General features: G+C 60.8%; 15 protein-coding genes and 1 pseudogene. 10 read left to right on the top strand and 6 right to left on the bottom strand.

Translation table 11 applies throughout. The annotated features are described in order from the left end of the window. Nucleotides 1-3: 3 nt before the first annotated feature. Nucleotides 4-1,188 carry a mandelate racemase/muconate lactonizing enzyme family protein gene (locus tag FKV68_RS16410; protein WP_180938875.1) on the top strand — a complete coding sequence of 395 codons (1,185 nt, stop codon included), beginning with the start codon at nt 4-6 and terminating at the stop codon, nt 1,186-1,188. A gap of 72 nt (nt 1,189-1,260) precedes the next feature. Continuing rightward, nucleotides 1,261-2,015 (top strand): annotated as a pseudogene (locus FKV68_RS16405) (IS5 family transposase). Nucleotides 2,016-2,091: 76 nt separating this feature from the next. Here the strand turns inward: FKV68_RS16405 and FKV68_RS16400 are convergent. Then, nucleotides 2,092-2,886 (bottom strand): HpcH/HpaI aldolase family protein, encoded by a 795-nt coding sequence (locus FKV68_RS16400; protein ID WP_180938874.1) that lies wholly within the window; start codon nt 2,884-2,886, stop codon nt 2,092-2,094. Between the two features lie 160 nt (nt 2,887-3,046). On the opposite strand from FKV68_RS16400, the gene FKV68_RS16395 reads away from it, so the two are divergent. The 3 genes from FKV68_RS16395 (at nt 3,047) to FKV68_RS16385 (ending at nt 6,107) form a co-directional block, all read left to right on the top strand. Continuing rightward, the gene (locus FKV68_RS16395; RefSeq protein WP_180938873.1) at nt 3,047-3,952 is read left to right on the top strand and encodes an NAD(P)-dependent oxidoreductase; all 906 of its coding nucleotides are present in this window, start codon (nt 3,047-3,049) and stop codon (nt 3,950-3,952) included. Continuing rightward, a complete protein-coding gene (locus FKV68_RS16390) occupies nt 3,949-4,881 on the top strand; it encodes a 2-hydroxyacid dehydrogenase (protein ID WP_180938872.1) in 933 nt (310 codons plus the stop codon). The genes FKV68_RS16395 and FKV68_RS16390 overlap by 4 nt, the downstream gene beginning before the upstream one ends. Nucleotides 4,882-4,994: 113 nt before the next feature. Further along, nucleotides 4,995-6,107 carry an NAD(P)/FAD-dependent oxidoreductase gene (locus FKV68_RS16385; RefSeq protein WP_425347594.1) on the top strand — a complete coding sequence of 371 codons (1,113 nt, stop codon included), beginning with the start codon at nt 4,995-4,997 and terminating at the stop codon, nt 6,105-6,107. A gap of 37 nt (nt 6,108-6,144) precedes the next feature. Here FKV68_RS16385 and FKV68_RS16380 read toward each other — a convergent pair whose 3' ends face one another. The 5 genes from FKV68_RS16380 to FKV68_RS16360 form a co-directional block, all read right to left on the bottom strand. Further along, nucleotides 6,145-6,762, bottom strand: a complete 618-nt coding sequence (locus FKV68_RS16380; RefSeq protein WP_180938870.1) for a thiamine pyrophosphate-dependent enzyme — start codon at nt 6,760-6,762, stop codon at nt 6,145-6,147. A gap of 2 nt (nt 6,763-6,764) precedes the next feature. Continuing rightward, nucleotides 6,765-7,298, bottom strand: coding sequence for a thiamine pyrophosphate-binding protein (locus FKV68_RS16375; RefSeq protein ID WP_180938869.1), 534 nt, complete (start codon nt 7,296-7,298; stop codon nt 6,765-6,767). 185 nt (nt 7,299-7,483) lie between these two features. Continuing rightward, nucleotides 7,484-9,016, bottom strand: a complete 1,533-nt coding sequence (locus tag FKV68_RS16370; RefSeq protein WP_180938868.1) for a tripartite tricarboxylate transporter permease — start codon at nt 9,014-9,016, stop codon at nt 7,484-7,486. A 15-nt stretch (nt 9,017-9,031) separates the two neighbouring features. Beyond that, nucleotides 9,032-9,481 (bottom strand): tripartite tricarboxylate transporter TctB family protein, encoded by a 450-nt coding sequence (locus FKV68_RS16365; RefSeq protein ID WP_180938867.1) that lies wholly within the window; start codon nt 9,479-9,481, stop codon nt 9,032-9,034. A gap of 157 nt (nt 9,482-9,638) precedes the next feature. Continuing rightward, the gene (locus tag FKV68_RS16360; protein WP_180938866.1) at nt 9,639-10,772 is read right to left on the bottom strand and encodes an Ldh family oxidoreductase; all 1,134 of its coding nucleotides are present in this window, start codon (nt 10,770-10,772) and stop codon (nt 9,639-9,641) included. A 303-nt stretch (nt 10,773-11,075) separates the two neighbouring features. On the opposite strand from FKV68_RS16360, the gene tcuA reads away from it, so the two are divergent. The 5 genes from tcuA to FKV68_RS16335 all read left to right on the top strand — a co-directional run bounded on the left by tcuA (nt 11,076) and on the right by FKV68_RS16335 (nt 17,575). Next, nucleotides 11,076-12,590, top strand: coding sequence for an FAD-dependent tricarballylate dehydrogenase TcuA (tcuA, locus tag FKV68_RS16355; RefSeq protein ID WP_180938865.1), 1,515 nt, complete (start codon nt 11,076-11,078; stop codon nt 12,588-12,590). A 68-nt stretch (nt 12,591-12,658) separates the two neighbouring features. Then, nucleotides 12,659-13,417, top strand: coding sequence for an RraA family protein (locus FKV68_RS16350; protein WP_180938864.1), 759 nt, complete (start codon nt 12,659-12,661; stop codon nt 13,415-13,417). Between the two features lies 1 nt (nt 13,418). Further along, nucleotides 13,419-15,092 carry a thiamine pyrophosphate-binding protein gene (locus tag FKV68_RS16345; protein ID WP_180938863.1) on the top strand — a complete coding sequence of 558 codons (1,674 nt, stop codon included), beginning with the start codon at nt 13,419-13,421 and terminating at the stop codon, nt 15,090-15,092. A 137-nt stretch (nt 15,093-15,229) separates the two neighbouring features. Then, on the top strand, nt 15,230-15,925 hold the full coding sequence (locus FKV68_RS16340) for a GntR family transcriptional regulator (RefSeq protein WP_342454798.1): 696 nt from the start codon (nt 15,230-15,232) through the stop codon (nt 15,923-15,925). A gap of 153 nt (nt 15,926-16,078) precedes the next feature. Then, nucleotides 16,079-17,575, top strand: a complete 1,497-nt coding sequence (locus FKV68_RS16335) for an MFS transporter (protein ID WP_180938862.1) — start codon at nt 16,079-16,081, stop codon at nt 17,573-17,575. Nucleotides 17,576-17,589 lie beyond the last annotated feature (14 nt).

The raw sequence follows: 17,589 nt of genomic DNA, 5'->3' as shown, positions 1-17,589 counted from the left end.
ACCATGAAGATCAGCGGCTTTGAAACGCTTTACTGCAACGCCGGATGGCGCAATCTCTCCTTTCTCAAGATCACCACGGACGAGGGGCTCGTCGGCTGGTCGGAGTTTCCCGAGAACCATATCAACAATGTGCTCTCGCCCTTGGTAGGCCATCTCACGCAGCAGATTGTGGGCGAGGATCCTCGCCGCATCCATCCGCTGATCGATCGCCTGCGGCGTGCTAGCTGGGGCGTGCCCTTTGGTGCGGTTTCCCGCGCCATAGGGGCGATCGAGAATGCGCTGGTCGACATCAAGGCAAAATCGATGGGCGTGCCAGCCTATGAACTGATCGGCGGCATGATGCGTGACAGTATCCGCATGTATTGGTCGCATTGCGGCTCCTACCATGTCACCAACTGGAAAGACCTCGGAGTGCCGCGGATAACGTCGCTCGACGACGTCAAGATGCTTGGGCGCCAAGTGCGGGAATCGGGCTATCACGCGTTGAAAACGAACCTGATGATGTTCGACAAGCCCGAGCCCTATATGTATCGGCCGGGCTTTGCCGGCGGTTCAGGCGATCCCGACCGCAACCCGACGCGGGCGGCGATTTCCGCCGCCGTCGATCAGATGGCTGCCTTCCGCGAAGGCGCCGGGCCGGAGGTCGGTATCAAGCTCGACATCAATTTCAATTTCCGCCCCGAAGGCTATCTGCGTATGGCTCGGGCACTCGAACCGCTCGACCTCGAATGGCTGGAGATCGACAATTTCGACGCCAAGGCCGTTGCGCAGGTCCGGCGCGGCAGCAATATCCCGATAGCATCCTGCGAGACGCTGAGCGGCAGGCGGCAGTTGCGGCCTTTCCTGGAGGAGAATGCCGTGGATGTCGTCATCATCGACGTGCCCTGGAACGGCATATACGAGGCGATGCGAATGGCCGCCCTTGCCGACGCCTTCGAGGTCAATGTCGCCACGCATAATTTCTGCGGTCCGATCGCGACGCTGATCAGCGCGCATTTCTGCGCCGCCGTCCCGAATTTCCGGGTGATGGAAATGGACGTGGTACAGGTTCCCTGGACCAATGAACTGATCACCCAGGCTCCTCGCATTGAGAATGGCCACATGCGCCTGCCCGGTGGTCCGGGCTGGGGCGCCGACATCGACGAGGAAGCGCTCAAAGCCTATCCTCCTGTCGCCGCCAAACACTAGGGTTAAAACTCAATCAGCCTATTGATGGCGTTTGATTTCCATGATTCTATTCCGAAATAGCGGAGGTGAGGCATGGGAAGCGAATTCTGGCTAAGTGATCAGCAATGGTCCGTGATCGAACCGCTGCTGCCGAAGAACCGGCCCGGTGCGCGCCGGGTCGATGACCGCCGCGTCATCAGCGGCATTGTCCATGTGTTGCGTGTCGGCTGCCGTTGGCAGGATTGCCCGGCCGTCTATGGCCCGCCAACCACGATTTACAACCGCTTTCATCGCTGGGCCGGCCGCGGCCTGTGGCAGAAGCTGTTTTCGGCCCTGGTCGCGGCCAGTCCATGCGATATGCAGATGATCGACAGTACCACCGCGAAGGTCCATCGCTCCGCCGCTGGTGGAAAAGGGGGGCGCAGACGCAGGCGATTGGTCGCTCCCGCGGCGGCCGGACGACGAAAATCCACGCCGTCGTAGACGGGCGCGGCCGGCCGCTCGGCCTGCAGATCTCGCCGGGGCAGATGGGCGATGTGCGCGCCGCCGTGCCGTTACTCCAGCACCTGCCACCCGCCTATTTCCTCGCCGCCGACACCGCTTACGACAGCGATGCCCTGCGCCAGTATCTGACCGCACGCGGCACCATTCCGGTCATTCCCAACAACCCGACCAGAAAGCGCCGCCATCCCTTCGATGCAACGGCCTATCGCCAGCGCAACGTCATCGAGCGGATGTTCTGCCGTCTCAAGGATTGGCGGCGGATCGCCACCCGCTACGACAAGCTCGCCACAAACTTCCAGGCTGCCGTCCACATCGCCGCTATCATCATCTGGTGGACCAATTGAGTCTGGAGCCTAAGGCAGCCCATTTTTTCCCAACGGCCGGCTCTGGATTGCGCCGGCCGCTGGATTCCGGTGCATCTCAGCCGGTGATGGTCGCGTCGGCATTCTTGGCTTCGTTGAGGAACATCTTCGCGCCCTCGACCATGAAGACGCTGTCCGCGCCCGTGAAGTAGCAGCGCGCCGCGCCCATTCGAACATAGGGCTCGAGTTCGTCGCTCTTGCGGATGCCTCCGATGATCAGCGGCTTTCCGGCTGCCTTGCAGGCCTCGATCACCTTGCGATAGGCTTCCTGGACGCGTTCGTGTTTGTATTGACCGGGAATGCCCATAGAGGTGGTGAGATCGTTGCTGCCGATCTGGATGGCATCGATGCCGTCTACGCCGATAATGTCGGCTGCTGCCGCCACGCCTTCCTCCGTCTCGATCATCGCGATGAGCAGGGTCGCGTCGTTGATCGCACCCGCCAGCGCGCCGCCGGAAAGCCCCCTGAAGCGCGGATTGGGAATGCCGCCACCGACCGAGCGGTCGCCCTTCGGTGCAATCAGTGCCGCCTTGACCAGAGCTTTCGCGTCGGCGGCAGAGCGGATGTCCGGCGCGAGAATGCCCTGCGAACCCGCATCGAGAACGCGCGAGATCAGGCCGGGCTCAAGGCTCGGCACGCGCACGAAGGCCGTGACCTCGCTATGAAGAGCCGTCGTGCAGATCTGCGCCGCGGTGTCGATCGAGATCGAACTGTGCTGCAGATCCACATAAAGCCCGTGGTAGCCTGTAGCCTGTGCCAGCGAGACTATGTTCACGGTGCGCGACATGCGCACGGAAAAGACGAACGTGGGTTCACCTGATTTCAGTCGTTCCTTGAGTAGATTCGCCGGCATGTTCCGCCCCTCCGCCATCGACAGGAATTTTTCTTCAAGAGACTTGCGTTAGTTCCAATCATTGCATACAAAAGTCGACAAAGAAATACAATGCTGGATCCGGCGTGAGGATGAAGGATTTAGAGACGTCCAACACAGCCAATCACGACAGGAAAAGGACATGACAAAGATAGCCTTCATCGGTTTCGGAGAGGCCGCACAGGCCATGGCTTCGGGGCTCGCGGAGGAGCCGGGGGTTTCTGCTCTGTCTGCATTCGACATCCGTTTCGCAGACGGGGCGCAAGCGCCGGCACTTTCGGCCAAGGCGGCGGAGTGGAAGGTTTCCACTCATGCGCAGATCGGCGAGGCGGTTGCGGCCGCGGATATCGTCCTTTCCCTCGTCGTCGGCTCAGCCGCGGTGCATGTCGGTGCCGAGGCGGGCAGGGTGCTGAAAGCTGATCAGATCTTCGTCGACCTGAACTCGATTTCGCCAGACGCCAAAAAGAAGGTGGGGGAGGCGCTGGCACAGGGGGGAAAGGCTGCCTTCGTCGAAGGCGCGGTCATGGCGCGGGTGCCGCCATACAAACACAAAGTTCCGATCCTGCTCGCTGGCGCGGCGGCCGAGCGTGCCGCAGCCCTTTTGACGAAGGCCGGCATGGACATCGAGGCGGTGGGGACCCAAATCGGCCAGGCATGTGCTGTGAAGATGATCCGCAGTGTCATCGTCAAGGGCGTGGAAGCACTGCTGATCGAGAGCCTGACGGCTGCGGAAAAGGCCGGCGTGCGGGAGCGCATTCTGGATTCGATCTCCGAGACCTTCCCCGGAATCGACTGGCGACAGACGGCCACCTACTACATCGGCCGCACGCAGCAGCACGGCGCGCGCCGTGTCACGGAAATGAAGGAGGCGGCCGCAACGCTGGAAAGCCTTGGGCTCAGGCCTGTTCTTTCCCTGGCTATTTCGGAAACGATCAAAGCCGCTCATGAAAAGCTGAAGGCATCGGGACTCGCCTTCGACAAGGATTACACCGAATTACTCGCCGCTCTTGCGGCAGAAGATGAAAAAGCGGGAGGCAAAGCAGCATGAGGCCGGAAATTATCGTTCGGATTCAGTTCCCGTCCGCGGCATTGGAGATGTTCGCACAGCACTTTACCGTTCACTATTCCCCCTCTCTGGAAGAATTCGAAAAGGCCATCGAGGAGTTTCCTGAGACCCGTGCCCTGGTCACGAATGGTTCGATCGGTGTCACCGGCGATCAGCTTCGCCGGCTGAAGAAGCTGGAGATGGTACTGACCCAGGGCGTCGGCTACGAGAATGTCGACATGGCTGCCGTGAAGGAGCTCGGGCTGGTGCTGACCACGGGCAAGGGCACTAACGCCTTTTCCGTTGCTGATCACGGTATGGCGCTGCTGCTGGCGATTGCCCGCAACATTCCGTCGATAGACAGACGCGTGCGCCAGGGCGACTGGCTAAAATCGCGCGGCCCGCAGCCACTCGCCTGGAAGAAGCGGCTCGGCATATTGGGTCTCGGTGAAATCGGGCTGCAGATCGCGCAGCGAGCGGCCGGGTTCGACATGCAGATCAGCTACCACAATCGCAGCAAACGCAGCGATGTGAGCTACGCATACAAGGAGACGCCCCTGGAACTCGCCAGGGACAGCGACTTCGTCATCGTCGTCATGCCGGGTGGGCCCGAAACAAGAGGGCTGGTCGGGAGGGAATTCCTCGATGCGCTGGGGCCGAAGGGGCATCTCATCAATATCGGCCGCGGCTCCATCGTCGACACCGACGAGCTGATCAAGGCACTCCATGAGAAGCGTATCGCAGGAGCGGCACTCGACGTGGTGGCGGGAGAGCCGGTGGTGACGCAGGAACTCATCGGCGCGCCGAACCTCATCATCACGCCGCATATGGCGGGCCGCTCGCCTGAATCCGTCTCCGAAGCCATGAACCGCGTCGTCAATAATCTCAGGGCACACTTCGCCGGCGAACCTTTGGTGTCGCAGATCGCGTGAGCGAATAACGCCGCTGATCAGGCGCGCTTTCGGGTGGGGCGATATCGCGTCTTGCGAGAAGCGGCTGGTCTGTGTTCCCTTACAGACCATCGGCTTCGGATGCGGAGATGATCTTGGACGAACTCGATTGTGTGGTCGCCGGTGCGGGTGTGGTCGGTCTTGCGGTCGCGCGAGCCTTGGCGCTCGCCGGCCGTGAGGTGTTGATCCTCGAGGCGGCCGATGCGATCGGCACGGAGACCTCGTCTCGCAACAGTGAGGTCATTCATGCCGGCATCTACTACCCGGCCGACAGCCTCATGGCCCGTTTCTGCGTCGCCGGGCGCAAGGCGCTCTACGCCTATTGCCGGGAACGTGGGCTGCCGCACCGGAACTGCGGAAAACTGATCGTCGCAACGTCGGCGGAGGAACTGCGGCGCCTGCCTGAGATTGCGGCCAAGGCTGCGGCAAATGGCGTTGCCGACATCCGCCAGATATCCGCGGCCGAGGCGAGGGAACTGGAGCCTTCACTTTCCACCACGGGCGCCCTGCTGTCCCCGTCCACCGGGATCATCGACAGCCACGCCTATATGCTCTCGCTGCTCGGCGATGCCGAGAGCGCCGGCGCACTTCTTGCGCTGAAAAGCCCCGTCGTCCGTGTCAGGGCCGACGACGCCGGCTTCGAGATCGACACTGGCGGCGACGATCCGCTCACGTTTCGCTCCAGGCTCTTCGTCAATGCGGCGGGCCTGCACGCGCCGGCGCTTGCCAATGCACTCGAAGGCGTGCCGCGGCACCTGGTGCCGCCGGCTTATTACGCCAAGGGTAGCTATTTCTCGCTGACCGGCAGGACGCCGTTCTCACGCCTCATCTATCCGGTGCCGGTCAAGGGCGGTCTCGGCATTCACCTGACGCTCGATATGGCCGGCCGCGTGCGTTTCGGGCCCGATATCGAGTGGATCGACCAGGTGGACTACCAGGTGGACCCGGAAAGGGCCGTGCTCTTCTACCAAGGGATCCGCCGGTACTATCCGGACCTGAAGGAGGGGGCGCTCGCGCCGGCCTATTCCGGAATTCGGCCAAAGATCGTGCCGCCCGAGATCGCCAACCAGGATTTCTGCATCCAGGGCCCGGAGAGCCACGGCGTGCCGGGATTGATCAACCTCTTCGGGATTGAGTCGCCCGGGCTGACATCATCGCTGGCGCTTGCTGATCACGTCTGCCGGATGGCGGTCCAAAGCCGATTTTAAGCGCCGCGATCTTTCGACCGCGACGCAAGCGCGGCAATCATGCCACGGCCGGATCGGACCGGACTCCCAATCCACGCATGAAACGCTCGCGGATCTGCACCGGATCGCGATGGGTGGTTGCCTCCGGCCTCGCGCCGTCGATTTTGGCGGCGATGAAGAAAGGACCCTCCTCCTTCAACGCGCGGTCGATGAGCGTATCGAAATGCGGCTCGTCCTTAGCCCAGAATGCCTTTTCGAGGCCAGATGCCTGGGCAAGTCCGACAAGATCGACCACGGTCCCGGTGGTAGCCGGCTGACCGCCGGTGATCTGATAGGTACCGTTGTCCCAGACGACCATGACCAGATTCTTCGGCTGCAAGCTGGCGATCGTACCAAGCGCGCCGACCTGCATGAGTAGCGAGCCGTCACCCTCAAGTCCTATGACCCGGCGGTCCGGCTGGGCAAGCGCCACGCCAAGCGCGATCGGGAAGGCGAGGCCCATGCTGCCGAGCATGTAGAAATTCTGCGGGCGCGGTCCTGCTCCCCAGAGCTCAAAATTGGTGAAGCCGATGCCGCCGACGACGGCTTCCTCGTTCTTCAGCTTGCCGACGATCCGCTTCGTCAGGTCGGCGCGGCTCATCCGTCTGCGCTCGTTGTGTTGTGATCCCTCGGTCATTATCACTTTTCCTTCTTCTCGACTTTGCCGCCCGTCAGGAATGGGTTGAGGATGAGTGCGGCCGGCGCCTGGGTGGAAACCGCCTGACTGATGGTGCGGCCGACGACGAACTCGACCTCGTCCGGCCGGCGGATCGTGTGGTGCTCGATGCCCATGGAATCCAGGGCCGGACGCATCGTCCGGCAGACCATGGCCTGACCCAGGTTGAATTCGCCGAGCGTACCGCGCTCCGAAATGATCATCAGCAGCGGGATCTGATAAGGCACGGCAAGCGAGGCGAGCACGTTGGGAAGTGTTGCGAAGCCACTGGTCTGCATCAGCACAACACCGAGCATGCCCCCCATCCATGCTCCGGTCGCAATGCCGACTGCCTCCTCCTCGCGCGTGCAGCAAAAGGTGGTGAAGAACGGGTCGGCATGCAGTGCCTTGATCAGAGGGTTGAGCACGTTGTCAGGCACGTAGGTGACCAGCCGGACATTATTGTCTTTCAGCACGTCGCGAATGCTTTCGTGCCAAGGACGATCTGCGGGATTCATTGGCATCTCCTTGCCATTACAAGACTTACAGGAACGCCCATCGCGTATCCAGCAACGGATGCATACGGTCGGATGCACGTCATTCCGCCAGAAACAATGGGTTTTAGGCTTGACGACCGTTCTTGTCGCCCGAGGGAAAACGGAAAGGCCAGGGTCGCGCCGGCCTTTCCCGATGTCATGGGAGCTCAGTTCATCGTATCCGTCGTAGCCGGCCCCGGCGTGCCGTTCTTGCGCCGATGCTGCCAATCTTTGTAGACCCGATAGAGCGGGAAAAAGATGATCAGTGCGGTCAAGACGATCAGGACGATGGTGATCGGGCGGTTGTACAGGATGGAGTAGTCGCCTGCGGACATCATGAGGGAGACACGCAGGTTGAACTCAGCCTTGGCCCCCAAGACCACGCCGATGATGACGGGCGCGATCGGAAAGTCGAAGCGGATCATTGCGAGTCCGACTATTCCGAACAGTGCCGCCATATAAACGTCAAACATCGAGTTCTGAGACGCGAAGCAGCCGGCACAGGCGATCACGATGATCAGCGGCAACAGGATCAGCGTCGGAATGCGCAGCACATTCGCAAAGACGCGGCTGGCGACTGAGCCACCGAGCGGGATCAGCAGCAGCGCCGTGAACATAAGCGCCCAGGAATACCCATAAACGATGGTTGGCGCATCGCGGAACAGCTGCGGACCCGGCTGGAAGCCCTGGATCAGCAAAGCGCCGAGGATCAGGGCCGCGACGTTGCTGCCGGGAACGCCGAGCGTCAGCGTCGGGATCAGCGCCGAGGCATTGTCGGCCGCGTTGACACATTCGGCCGCAGCCAACCCCTCGATCGAACCCTTGCCGAACTTCTCCGGCGTCTTGGAGACCCGTTTCGCTTCATTATAGGCAATGAAGGATGCGATCGCCGATCCCGGCAAGATGCCATTGATGATCCCGATGAACGAGGCCACAGCCCATGCGCGCCATACGCCGGCGAAGGTCCAGATACGCTCGGATACGATTTTGAAGCGTTCGACGGGTCTGGTCTCAAGAGCTTGTTTGCGGGCGCCGACTGCCAGGTTCCAGGCCGGCGGGAACGAAAACATGCCGACCATGACGGCGATCGTGGAAATGCCGTTGACGAGATCGAGCATGCCAAACGTGAATCGCTCATGGCCGGACACGTTGTCTAGGCCGACCGTACCGATCAGCAGGCCGAAACATGCCGCCAGCAGCCCCTTGAGCAGATCGTCGCCAAGCAGCGCTGCAACGGTCGCGATACCGAAGACGTTGACCCAGAAGATCTCCGGCGGACCGAATGCCAGGGCGATCCTTGCGAGCGGCGGTGCCAGCAATATCAACGACAGAGCCGAAAGCGCGCCCCCAACCGCGCAGGAGATGGCCGAAAGATTGATGGCGCCGCCCGCCTTTCCCTGCTTGGCCAGCGGGTAGCCGTCCCAGGAGGTCACGATGGAACCAGGCGTGCCCGGGATGCGCAGCAGGATGGCCGGAATGGCGCCGCCTTGCGAAGAGCCGTTATGGATGCCGGCAAGCAGTGCAAGAGCCGGCAGAGGGCCCATTCCATAGGTGAACGGAATGGCGAGGGCGATGCCGAGTGTAGCTCCGATTCCGGGTAAGGCCCCAAGGCAAATACCGAGGCTTGTACCTGCGATCATGGCGACGATCGTCCAGAAATCGAAAAGCGCGAGCAGACCGCTAAAGATGTCGTTGAACATGGTAGGCACCTGCCCTTAGTGGAATAGGCCGAAGATAATGTCTTCGGGCAGCGGTGTGTGGAACACGCGTACAAACATGAGATACAGCGTGCCGACGAAGAGCACCGCCGTCAGCCACAGCGCCAGGTGGTTGCGGTATCCCATTGCATAGGCGATGGCGATGATGAACGCGATGCTGGCCGTGGCGAAGCCCAACGGCACGATCAGGGCGACATAGGCAATTGTGATCAGGACGCACACGGCCGTGCGTTTGACATCGGCCATTTCCATCCTGGACTCACCTTCCGGCACCAGGCGCGGCCAGAAGACCGCACGCAGGAACATCAGCCCCGACGCTATCATCATGATGATGGCAAGCCCGCGCGGAAAAAGTTCCGCTCCACCGCCGAAATCCGCCGCCAGGATATAGGCGCTTAGCGAAAACAGGAAAACGACGATCGAACTAATAATGTCCTTGATGGCCATGAGCCGCCTCCCATGTCTTGCGGGTTCCGTATCCCGCGCCGCAGGAGGCCCGCGGATTTTCAAGGTTCAAATACAAAGCTTCCTCCCATTTGTATTCTCGCGTCGACGAAAGTATCCCCCATCCTTGCTAGCAGCAATTGGAAACGAAGCTCGACCGCTAATATGTCGCCGCAGTTGACGAGGCGTCGAATTGCGGAGGCTTTGTTTCGGATGAAGTGCTTTCATTCTTGTCCAGAAGCCACTCGACCTTTGCGGCCTCAGCGACCTGGATCAGCTTTGCACGCAGCCCTTTTCCAATCGGAATTCCCTCACGCATGCGCTGCTCGGCCATTGCCCATTGCGGATCGCCGGCGACCATGACCGGAACCTCGGACTCCACGCGTTTTGTCGCCCGGAGCGCGTTGCAGAATGTCGCCACATCGCTTTCAAACGCGCCATCATCACGGAAGAGCCGGGGATCAATGGCCAGATAGAAATGGCCAATATCGAAGCCCTGAGGCTTCTTCGTGTGCATGGGATCGGTGATCAGCGTTGCTCCACTCAGGCAGGAGGAGAGGATGTTGACCATCATCGACAGGCCATATCCCTTGTAGCTGCTGCCCTCAGGCGTGCCTCCGAGAGGCGACATGAAACCGCCGCGCCGCGTCACGTCCAGCGGCTCGGTGGACGCCCTGCCTGCGTTGTCCGAACCCCAGCCGACAGGCATCGGCAGGCCTTCGTTCATCTTGTTGCGGATCTTTCCGTAAGCGACTGTTGTCGTCGCCATATCCAAGAGGAACGGATTGTCGTCCATGCTTGGCGCGGCAAAAGACCATGGATCGGTGCCGAGTTTCGCCTCCGCTCCTCCGGTCGGCGCCACACGAATGCCAGCTGCACTGGTCGCGCCCATACCGATCAGGCCCGCACGCGCCGCGAGGTTCGTGAAATAGCCGACGGCGCCGAAATGAGAGGAATTGCGGACGGCGGCGACCGCGATACCGGCAGACTTCGCCTTGCTGATTGCTGCCTCCGCGGCCATTGCATAAGCCACGTGACCCATCCCGCCGTCACCGTCGATGAGGACGGATACCGGGCTTTCTCGCATGACCTTGAAATCAGCGTCCATCTTCAGGCGGCCGTCACGGAACCGCATGTCATATTCGACAAGCATGGAAATGCCGTGGCTCTCAACGCCATGAAGATCGGCCCAGGACAGGACTTCTGCTGTGCGCTCTGCGTGAGCCTGCGGCATGCCCCATGCGATAAGGATAAGCTCGATCTGTTGGCGATGAAGCTCAAAGGGGGCAACCATCAGGCCCCTCCATGGATGCGGGGTATCCCGATGTTTTTGCTCGATATGTGTCCAACGGAAATCCAAGAATTCCGCGCTGCCGTTAGCCTCATCACGTCTCCTCCCAATGATGACTCTAAGCGCTAGCAATACGAGCGTGGTGCTCGTATAGTTATGTCGACAAATGTATACAAAAAGGGGTTACGGTCAAGTTGCGGCTGGCCGGGGCCGGCCAAAAAATTCAAAAGCTGGCGACAAAACACTTGCGCATACATTTGTATACGTTAAATTGACCACCACGATTTCTGAAACGGTGGGTAGGAAATGTCTGAACCTTATTATGATGTTATCGTCGTTGGCGCGGGCAATGCCGCAATGTGCGCAGCCCTCTCCGCGCGGGAAACGGGCGCTTCTGTACTCGTGCTTGAGAGGGCTCCGCTCGAGGAGCACGGCGGCAATAGCGCCTTTACGGCTGGCGGCATGCGCTTCGCCTATGCCGGTATCGATGACCTCCGTAAGGTGATGCCGGATCTCACCGAGGAAGAAATCGAGCGGACCGATTTCGGCACCTATACCGAAGACCAGTTTTTCGACGACATGGGTCGCATTACCGAATACCGCACCGACCCCGACATGGCGGAAATGCTTGTCACCAAAAGTCTGGACACGATGATCTGGATGCGAACCAAGGGTGTGCGGTTTCAGCCGATCTATGGACGCCAGGCATTCAAGGTTGAAGGTCGCTTCAAGTTTTGGGGCGGGATGACAGTGGAATCCTGGGGTGGGGGGCCGGGGCTTGTTGAGGCTTTGCACAAGCGCGCGGCCCATGACGGCATCGAGGTGCGGCACAATGCGCGCGCTCTGTCGCTGATCTCTGATGACGACGGCATTCACGGTGTCGTCGCCCGCGTCGACGGTCGCACCACGGAGCTGCGTTCCGGATCCGTCGTCCTTGCTAGCGGCGGCTTTCAGGCAAATTCCGAATGGCGCAGCCGTTACCTCGGTCAGAATTGGGAGCTTGCGAAGGTGCGCGGCACACGCTTCAACACTGGCGACGGCATCCGTATGGCGCTCGATGCGGGGGCTATGCCCTGGGGCCACTGGTCTGGTTGTCACGCTGTCGGCTGGGACTTCAATGCGCCGCCCTTTGGCGACCTCGCCGTCGGCGATGGCTTCCAGAAGCACAGCTATCCATTCGGCATCATGATCAATGCGAACGGTGAGCGCTTCGTCGACGAGGGTGCCGATTTCCGCAACTATACATACGCGAAATACGGCCGCGTCATTCTCAACCAGCCGAAGCAATTTGCCTGGCAGATCTTCGACCAGAAGGTAGTGCATCTGCTGCGCGACGAGTATCGTATCAAGCAGATCACCAAGGTACAGGCAGATACGATCGAAGATCTGGCGAGGCAGCTGGAAGGTGTCGATGCCGCGAACTTCGTTCGGGAAGTCGAGGCCTACAACGCTTCGATCCGGCGCGACATGCCGTTCAATCCCAATATCAAGGACGGCCGCAGCACGCAGGGACTGAAGATCAACAAGTCGAACTGGGCAAATGTACTGGATACACCGCCCTATGTAGCCTTCCAGGTAACCTGCGGTGTGACGTTCACATTCGGCGGCCTGCGTGTAGACACGGGTGCTCAGGTCGTTGACACCGAAGGCGCGCTCATGCCCAATCTCTTTGCGGCAGGAGAATTGGTGGGAGGCCTGTTCTACTTCAACTATCCGGGCGGTACGGGCCTTATGGCCGGCGCGGTATTCGGCCGCACGGCCGGCAAAAGCGCCGGGCTGTCGGCCCTCGCCCGCACTGAAGCCCGGTCGAAGGCTTCCTGACAAGGATCCCACCTGCCGCGAGTATCCTTCGGCAGGCCATCGTGAATGGACAATGGGAGGAGGCCTGTATGTCCGAACGCCAACTGACTGGCAAGATCCATCGCTCGGGAATCGGGCGTCTTGATCTGCCGGCAATTTCTCCGGAGACCATCGAAGAATTTCGGGCCCTTGGCGCGGATCTTTCGAGCCTGGTTTCCGATGTACTCGATGAGATGGGCTACGCAAAGGCGATCGGGGCATCCGTGCTGCGACCCATCTATCAGGGCGCGGCTCTCGTCGGGCGGGCGCTCACGCTGCGCAACGTTGTCCAGGAGACGAGTCCGTACAAGGGAGCGTCTGCCAAAATTTCCCGACTGGCGGAAATCGAGGCGCATAATCTCGCCGAACCCGGCGATGTTCTCGTCATTCAAGGAGTTCACGGTGTCTCGAACATCGGGGGCATTTCCGCTGCCATTGGCAAGCGGCAGGGCGAAATCGGTGCCATTGTCGACGGTGGAGTGCGCGATGTCGGCGAATGTCGGTCAATCGGCTATCCTATGTGGAGCCGGGACGTTACGCCGCTCACCGGCAAATGGCGGATCCAGACAGTTCAGATCAATCATCCGGTGGAGATTGCCGGCGTGCAGGTGACCCCGGGCGATATCGTCATCGCCGACGAGACCGGAATCTGCTTCGTGCCGCAGGAGATTGCGGCCGACGTGCTGCGGCGCGCCCGCGAGATCGCCGGTGCCGAAGCGCGGCGCCAGGAGGATATCGCTGCCGGGATGCCAGTCCCCGATCTCGCCAACAGGGCGGGCTCCTTCACCATGCCGAAACAGGATAAATAGAATGAATCTGGCTCATCCCCACAATGTTGTTTCCGCGACGGCAGCGCGGACTGGCGGTCAAGTGCTGATCGATACGCTGATCGCCGAAGGCGCCGACCTTGCATTCTGCGTTCCCGGAGAAAGCTTTCTCGCCGCGCTCGACGCCATGCGTGAGGTCCAGGACAAGTTCCGCATGATCGTCTGCCGGCATGAGGCGAGCGCGACCAATATGGCCGAGGCCACCGGAAAGCTGACCGGGCGTCCTGGCGTCGTCTTCGTCACGCGCGGTCCAGGATCCTCTCACGCGGCCATCGGCATCCACACCGCCCAGCAAGATTCAACCCCGCTCATCGTATTCGTGGGGCAGGCGGCGCGCGGCCATCTCGAGCGCGAAGCGTTCCAGGAAGTCGATTACGGCCAGATGTACGGCAAATTCGCCAAATGGGTCGTGCAGATCGATGATGCGGCACGGATCCCGGAGCTCGTCAGCCGCGCGTTCCACGTCGCGGTCAACGGCAGACCGGGGCCTGTGGTCGTTGCCATTCCCGAGGATGTCCTGAAAGAACCCTGCACCAGCCCTGTTCCGTCGCCGTTCAAACGTGCAGTCGCGGCACCGGGCGCTGCCTCGCTGACAGAGCTCGGCAGTATGGTTGCTGAGGCGGAGCGGCCGATCGTCGTCGTTGGTGGTGGCGGTTGGAATGCTACCGCGATCGACCAGGTTCGAGACTTTGCCGAGAAGCACCATCTGCCGGTTGCCGTCGGCTTCCGCTGCCAAGACCTGTTCGACAATTCGCATCCGAACTATGTCGGCGATCTCGGCCTCGGCATCGACGCGGCACTGGCCGATATGGTTCGCAAGGCAGATCTGCTCATCGTCGTCGGCGAGAGGCTCGGCGAGGCCAGCACCAAGGGCTATTCGCTGATCAACATTCCGAGACCCATACAGAAGCTTATCCATGTCCATCCCGATCCGGAGGAACTTGGGCGCGTCTATGAAGGCGAGCTGCTGATCGCAGCCACCGTTCGCGACTTTGCAGCGGCGCTATCCGGCATTCCGGCGGGCGATAAGACACGTGAGGAATGGATCCAGACAGGTCGGGCTGCGTACCAGAAGAAGATCGTGCCGAAGGACAATGGCCTGCCCCTCGATGTCGGCTATGTGGTGAAGTATCTTCGCGACACCTTGCCTGACGATGCCATCATCGCGAACGGCGCAGGAACTTATACCGGATATGTCCACCGCTATTACGTCTACCGCCGGTTCAGGACGCAGTTGGCGCCGACGAGCGGGGCGATGGGATATGGCTTCCCGGCCGCCGTCGCTGCAAAGATCCTGCATCCAGAGCGCACGGTCGTATGCTTTGCCGGAGATGGCTGCTTCCTGATGGCATCTCAGGAACTGGCGACGGCCATAAGGTACAACGTCCCAGTCGTCATCGTCCTGGTCAACAATAGCAGTTATGGATCGATACGCATGCATCAGGAACGGGACTATCCCGGTCGCGTGTTTGCGACGGGTCTCAACAATCCCGACTTTGTTGCCCTTGCCAAGGCCTACGGCGCCTATGGCGAAACCGTTGCAACCACTGAGGATTTTCCAGCGGCCTTCGCACGTGCCCAAGCCTCCGGAACACCGGCGTTGCTGGAGTTGAAAATCGACATCGAGGTCATGGTGGCAGCAAATCCGCGCAAATGAAAAAGCTTGGGACAGCTAAGCGCCTGCCTTGCGCCTGTTGACATGATGGGCTTATGACGCCACATCGTATACAGTAGTCTACGAAAAGGTGCGGTACTTTTTCGGGACATGATTCAAGACAGCGAGGCAAAGACTGAATGGCGACGGACCCGGATAACCTGGCAGACAAGGAGATACCCGGTTCCATGCTGTCTTCGCGCGGCGGTCCCAGAGGCGAACTCGTCTACAAGGCTCTGCTTGAGGGCATTCGTGCCGGCCGAATCCGCCCGGGAGATCGCATTCGCGAAGAGGATGTTGCCCAATCGCTCGGCGTCAGCCGTACGCCTGTTCGCGAAGCGCTCCAACAGCTTCAGGCACGCCGTCTCGTGGAGGTGGCTCCCGGTCGAGGCATCGTCGTCGTAGAGCTCAACACCCAGCAGGTGATGGAGCTCTACGCGATGCGCGAGGTGCTGGAAGGCGCGGCAGCGCGCTTTGCGGCTCAGCATGCGCTGCCTGCGGAGATCGCCATGATGCGCGAGTTGCTCAACGAATTCGATACCGCCGAAGGGGACGCCGCCGAGCTTGCTCGCATCAACCATGCCCTGCATCGCACAATCTACGAAGCGGCCCGCAACCGCTACATGCATGAAGCATTAAACAATCTCGAAGATGCGCTGTCGCTGCTTCAGAACACCACTTTCTCGTTGCCGGAGCGCCATGGCTCTGCCTCTCGGGAGCACAAGGCAATCGTTTCGGCGATCGAGAGCCGCGATAGCGAAGGGGCCGAGGCAGCGAGCCGCCTGCACATCCGGGAAGCCCAGCGTTCGCGTCTGAGGATGCTGATGAACCGTTAGCCATTCTAGATTCAGCGCCGTTAGCGACACGGCACGTGCGATGCCGGACACGCGATGATGCTTGCGCACGTTCGTATACAGCGTTATACATTGGGATACGTCAGCTGCCTTTGGCTGCTGCATCAGTCAAGTTGCTAATCCAAATGGCCTAACGTGAGCCCTGACCATTCTTCCGAAGGCGTAGATGGCAGACAGGCGTCGCCAAGGAGTTTCCTCTACGTCTTTCCCAAAGTTGCGCTTCCGATGTTTCTGGCGCTGTCCGACCAATCGATCGTGGCAGCGGCCTTGCCCGCAATCGCCGGCTCAATCGGGTCCGTCGAGCAGGTCTCGCTGGTCGTGATCGGCTATTTGATCGCCGCGACCATCGCAGCGCCCGTCTACGGTCGGCTCGGAGATCTCTTCGGTCGCAGGATACTACTCCTGTGCGCGCTAACTATCTTCATGTCTTCCTCGATCATCTGCCTGCTCTCCCAGAATCTGGCGATGCTGGTGGCTGGACGCGTTCTTCAGGGACTTGGCGGCGGAGGACTGATGGCGCTTTCGCAGGCCCTGATCGGAGAAACCGTCGAACCGCGCGAAAGGGCGAGATATCAGGGCTATCTTGCTTCGGTCGGCGTCACGTCCAATGCGCTCGGGCCTGTCCTCGGCGGAATTTTGACGGAAAATTTCGGATGGCGATCCGTCTTCCTGTTTTCCGTGCCAGTCTCGCTTTTGGCGTTCTGGCTCATCAGTCGGCTGCCGAAGCGCTCCGCAAACAACCGCGCGATGAAATTCGACTACTACGGTCTGCTCCTGTTTGCCTGTTTCGTTGTCTCCATGCTGCTCCTTCTCGATCGTGTCCAGAGCTTCGAGCCCAGCGAAATACCGGCGATCCTGGCGCTGCTTGCCGTCGCGATGGTTTCGATCTCTCTGCTCGTCGCCGTCGAGCATCGCGTGGCCGCGCCGCTTCTGCCCGTCGATCTTTTCCGGCACCCCGCAATCTGGCGCGCCAATGCCGTGGCAGCCTGTCATGGCGGCATTCTGGTTTCGCTGCTCACCTTCGTGCCGATCCAGCTGCGCGTGGTGCATGGAGCCTCCGCCGCCGAAATTGGCCTTCTCATCGCTCCGATGACTGTGGGTATCGGCATCGGCTCCTTGATCACCGGGCAGATCGTCAGCCGGACGGGAAGGACCGCGATCCTGCCGTCATGGGGGCTTGTATTCGCAACGACCGGACTTGTGCTGATAGCCTTCTTCGTCTCGGATTTCGGCCCCCTCCAGCTGTCGACCTCGCTCGGGCTGATGGCCCTGTTCATGGGAACGGTCATGAGCGTCGTGCAGGTCACGGTGCAGAGCGCCGCAGGCCAGGCGAAGATCGGCGCGGGCGCGGCCTCAGTGCAGTATTCGCGCTCGATGGGAGCGGCGCTCGGCACGGCATTCACGGCTGCCGTGCTCTTCTCGATGCTCTCCGGCACGGACCCGGAAGCCGGCCGGTTGTTCGGTCACGTGCTGCAGGATGGCATGGCCGCGCTCCACGATCTCCCGGCGGAGAGGGCGAAGGCCATACAGGCCGAATTCGCTCAGTCGTTCCGCGCCGCCTTTCTGGCCATTGCCGGGATGGCGGCCGTGGCAGCGGTATTGAACTGGACGATGCCGCTCCGGCGAATCTGACCAAGATTACTATG

It is taken from the genome of Sinorhizobium mexicanum, from assembly GCF_013488225.1.
Classification (GTDB): Bacteria; Pseudomonadota; Alphaproteobacteria; order Rhizobiales; family Rhizobiaceae; genus Sinorhizobium; species Sinorhizobium mexicanum.
This window is presented reverse-complemented; position numbering and strand designations above follow the sequence as displayed.